We start from the raw sequence: 4049 nt of genomic DNA, 5'->3' as shown, positions 1-4049 counted from the left end.
GCTGGAAGCCAATGCCGTTTTGGCTTTTTCGAATGCCTGCTTAGCATCCGTCTGATCGAGAGTAACCAGCACATCGCCTTGTTTAACAAAGTCAGTGTTATCAGCCCAGACTTTCGTCACGCTGCCTGATACCTGCGCCATGATCTGAACCTGGTTCCCTGCCACGTACGCATCGTCAGTATCTTCGTAATGACGTAGTACTAAAAACCAATAAATCCCATATGCCACGGCAATGATAATAAAGAGCAAGGTCAGAAGGAGCAGCATACTTTTACGTTTGCCATTCTTCTTAACCGGTTGCTGCGGGGTTTGAGTCTCCGCATTTGCGCTCATGTTGTTCTCCACGATCTTATTTTTTTCACATCGGCTGAGCCGACCTGTTCATCAGAAAGGCCAGCAGTATGCGTGCTGGCCTGTCGGTTTTCATTTATAAATCTGGATTTCTGAGCGAGTCGGCGCGTTAGCGCAGCGCTTCTAATACCGTGCCATCCTGCTCCATCTGGTCAAGACGGGTCAGAAGTTTACGGGTGATTTGCTCAAGCTGATCTTTTTCGGTGGTGCTAAGAGATGACCAGAGTTGATGCAGGCAGTTGTGCTGAGGTGGTAACACCTCTTGCAAAAAAGCATGGCCTTTTTCGGTCAATTGCAGATGCAAACAGCGGCGATCGTTATCGCTTTCGCGACGTTCAATCCAGCCACGTTTTTCTAACTCATCCGCAATGCGGGTAGCGTTAGTCCGTGACGAGCCAAGCGCGCAACTCAGTTCAGAAGGCTGAATACTGTGGTTTTCCTGAGACTCCAGCGTAATCAACGCCATAAACAATGTCTCGTTAATCCCTTGAGCTTTCAGCATCTTATTGCGATTTTCCAGCAGCTTGCCCTGCATGTGCATGCAAAGACGAGTCAGAAGCACTTCCTGATAAGGGAACTCTTCGTAGCGGCTGGCGCGAAATTTTAGCATTTGTTCAATGGGCGTAAACGAACTATCCATTTGGGTATAACCTCATTAATTTCAGCCGATATAGTAACGACAGTGACAAATAAAGTAAATGTATTATTTATTTAAAATGATTGTTTTTGTCTATAAGCCAACCAGCATTTTCCAGGCTAATCCGTAGCCCAGAGCACTCAGTAAGGTCGGAATGATGATGCTGCGGGTCTTATAGAAGCTTGCGCCCAGTATGACAAACCCTACCAGCGTAGGCACGAACCGACGAGCATCGTGCATCACTTCTGGCGCGGTAGACACCACCAACAGGGCGCAAATTGATGCAATGCCAATGGTGTCAAGTAATATGCCCGTCGCACCGCGTCTTGTCGGGCGAACATTCCCTACCCCAAGACGGAGCGGTAAATAGCGAAAGCAATAATTCACGCAGCCGACCAGCAGGCCGAGCAGTAAAACTTCATAGCTCATCAGGTCCTCCCTGCCAAAATGACTGGAGCAGCGCGGTCAGGCATCCACAGATGATGCCCAAAAGGATGGCGGCAGGGATAGAAAAGAGTATTACCCCGGCCAGCGCGCCAGCCAGTGCGGCAGTCACGCAGAGCGCCTGTTGACGCTGGAAAGAGGCGAGCAGGAAACTCATAAATAGCGCCGGAAGCATGAAGCCCAGTGCCGCTTCAACCGCGGGATACTCTTTGAGTAAACCACTACCGGAAAACGCGCCGATCACTGTGCCGAATACCCAGGAAGCCCAGGAGCATAGCGCAATGCCAATCATCCAGTTTTCACTCCAGCGCCGATTATCCCGGACCAGTTTAGCCGTTGCGGCGGCAAAGACTTCATCGGTGAGGCCAAAGGCCCACAGCGCGCTTTTGGGTTTGTTCAGGCGCTGTGTGATGCGACTGCGCAGGGAGGGACCGTATAAAACATGGCGGATATCCATAGCCATAACGGTCAGTGCGGCGACCCACAGAGAACTGCCTGCGGCAAGCATGGTGGTAATGACAAACTGGCTGGCTCCCGCATAGATAATGCAGGAGAAAAAGACGCTTTCGACCGGCGTAAAGCCAAGGCGAGTAGCATTTAGACCAAATGCAAAAGCGACCGGAATATAGCTGATAACTATCGGCAGACTGTCTTTGAATCCTTCCGTTAACGTCGCCGAACGGGATCCGGGCTGGGGTATAGGGCTTTCCATAGGGTTATAGGTTTCATTACCGAAATTAATATAACTTGGTTCAATGAGTTATAACCTTAGCAGACTGATGGGCTCCTTAACACCCTGAGGAGCCCAATCAGCGGTAAACAAGCGCTATACGCTTAATTTACGGCTTCCTGACGGTGAAAACCTCGCCACCAGACCAACAGGTTGAGTACGGCAACGGTCGTACCCGCCAGACAAACGCCCGCCCAACCGGCATGTTGCCAGGCGGAGGCCGAAATCAACGAACCAGCGGCCCCGCCAATAAAATAGCTGGTCATGTAGCCGGCGGTCAGACGGTTACGTGCATCCGGATGAATGCGATAGATAACCGTCTGGTTAGTGATATGCACCCCCTGAACGGTGAGATCAAGAACCAGAATACCGATAATCAGCATTGGCACCGAAGTATGCCCGAGCCAGATAGCCAGCCACGAGAGCAACAGTAACAACAGGCCAACGGTAGTGGTGAGATGTGATTTTCCTTTATCGGCAAAACCACCCGCCGGGCGTGCGCCTAACGCCCCCGCGGCTCCCGCCAGACCGAACAGACCGATCATCCCTTCAGAATAGTTAAATGGCGGCGCGGCGAGCAAAAATGCCATTGAGGTCCACAGAATGCTGAAGTTGGCAAAAGTCAGGCAACCCAGCATTGCGCGGGTACGCAGCAATTTATCATGGGTAAACAGGCTGAATACGGAACCTAACAGCTGCGGATAGTTAAGATGGGTATCTGATTTCATCTTCGGCAGACCGCGCCACAGCGCAATCGCCATCAATGCCATCAGTATCGATGCCACCCAAAATACGGTGCGCCAACCGCCAAGGTTCGCCAGTAACCCGGCTACGGTACGCGCCAGCAGAATACCCAGCAACAGGCCGCTCATAATCGTCCCGACGACTTTCCCGCGCTTGTCCGGGGTGGCAAGCGTTGCCGCCAGTGGAACCAGGATCTGCGCCACTACCGAGAACAGTCCGGTCAGGGCGGTGCCGAGGATCAGCATGCCCAACGACTGGCTGCTGGCGGTAATCAGCATGCCGCCAGCCGCCAGTAGCGTCATGGAGACAATCAACATCCGTCGCTCAAACATATCGCCAAGCGGTACCAGGAATAGCAAACCTGCGGCATAGCCGAGTTGGGCCGCGGTGACGATAAATCCTGCTGTACTGGCAGACAGTGAGAAGTTGCGGGCGATGGTGTCGAGCAGCGGTTGCGCGTAATAGTTACTGGCGACGGCAAGGCCGGTGGCGATAGACATTAACAGGATCAGCGAAGGGCTAAGTCCCTGAGTGGTTTTCGTCATGGTTTTCAACTGAATAATGGGTTGCAGAAAACAATCATAACGGAAGTGATTAACTGTTGCTGATTTGTTGGGTGATGGATTGTGCGGTTTAGGTGGGATAGAGGGAAACAGGCCGGATAAGCGTTAGCGTATCCGGCAATGGTGCGGTTACTGTGGCTGATGGCGCTATGCTTATCAGACCTGCGAGTGGGTTATTTCTGCGCAGCCAGCGCTTCGTTCACCCAGCCGTCGAACTGCTGCTGGTGGGCTTTGATCCAGCCGTCTACGTGACCCTGAACATCGGCTTCAGACGCTTTACCGTCATGCATCATCGCGTTCTGTGCGTTGATATCCGCCAACGGTAATTTCATGATAGCGAACAGTTTCGCTGCCGCCGGGTTTTTCTCCGCCCAGGCTTTGTTGGCGACGATGTGCATGGTGTTCACCGGGAAGCCGTAGTTAGCGCCGTTTGGCAATTTGGTATCGATATCTTTCTGCTCACCCGGCAGGGAAGAGAACGGTACCTGCAACCAGACCACATCTTTGCCCGGCTTCATCACGTCGCTGACCCAGTACGGCGTCCAGGTGTAGTAAAGAATGGGTTTGCCTTCTTTAAAGC

At 52.4% G+C, this 4049-nt stretch carries 6 protein-coding genes; all 6 read right to left on the bottom strand.

All coding sequences use genetic code 11. The annotated features are described in order from the left end of the window. Positions 1-333: biotin/lipoyl-binding protein (locus KQJ18_RS22355; protein ID WP_216422771.1), on the bottom strand; the 333-nt coding region annotated here is incomplete at its 3' end. Between the two features lie 127 nt (positions 334-460). Further along, positions 461-991: a multidrug efflux transporter EmrAB transcriptional repressor EmrR gene (gene emrR / locus KQJ18_RS22350; protein ID WP_042313109.1), complete on the bottom strand. Its 531-nt coding sequence runs from the start codon at positions 989-991 to the stop codon at positions 461-463. Positions 992-1081: 90 nt separating this feature from the next. Beyond that, complete coding sequence (gene ygaH, locus KQJ18_RS22345) at positions 1082-1417, bottom strand: L-valine transporter subunit YgaH (RefSeq protein WP_042313111.1); 336 nt, start codon at positions 1415-1417, stop codon at positions 1082-1084. Beyond that, positions 1407-2144, bottom strand: coding sequence for an AzlC family ABC transporter permease (locus KQJ18_RS22340; RefSeq protein WP_216422770.1), 738 nt, complete (start codon positions 2142-2144; stop codon positions 1407-1409). Before KQJ18_RS22340 ends, ygaH begins: the two co-directional genes overlap by 11 nt. A 122-nt stretch (positions 2145-2266) precedes the next feature. Further along, positions 2267-3451, bottom strand: coding sequence for an MFS transporter (locus KQJ18_RS22335; protein WP_038633000.1), 1185 nt, complete (start codon positions 3449-3451; stop codon positions 2267-2269). Between the two features lie 191 nt (positions 3452-3642). Continuing rightward, the coding region (gene proX, locus KQJ18_RS22330; protein WP_216422768.1) for a glycine betaine/L-proline ABC transporter substrate-binding protein ProX at positions 3643-4049 on the bottom strand (407 nt) is incomplete at its 5' end.

It is taken from the genome of Citrobacter sp. S55_ASV_140 (assembly GCF_018919505.1).
GTDB classification, from domain to species: Bacteria; Pseudomonadota; Gammaproteobacteria; order Enterobacterales; family Enterobacteriaceae; genus Citrobacter; species Citrobacter werkmanii.
Note: the sequence above shows the minus strand (reverse complement) of the source record. Positions and strands in the feature narration are given on the sequence as shown.

Bases quoted from the DNA above. Each gene is read 5' to 3' on its own strand.
- KQJ18_RS22335 (WP_038633000.1), bottom strand. From the start codon at position 3,451: ATGACGAAAACCACTCAGGGACTTAGCCCTTCGCTGATCCTGTTAATG.
- emrR (WP_042313109.1), bottom strand. From the start codon at position 991: ATGGATAGTTCGTTTACGCCCATTGAACAAATGCTAAAATTTCGCGCC.
- KQJ18_RS22340 (WP_216422770.1), bottom strand. From the start codon at position 2,144: ATGGAAAGCCCTATACCCCAGCCCGGATCCCGTTCGGCGACGTTAACG.
- ygaH (WP_042313111.1), bottom strand. From the start codon at position 1,417: ATGAGCTATGAAGTTTTACTGCTCGGCCTGCTGGTCGGCTGCGTGAAT.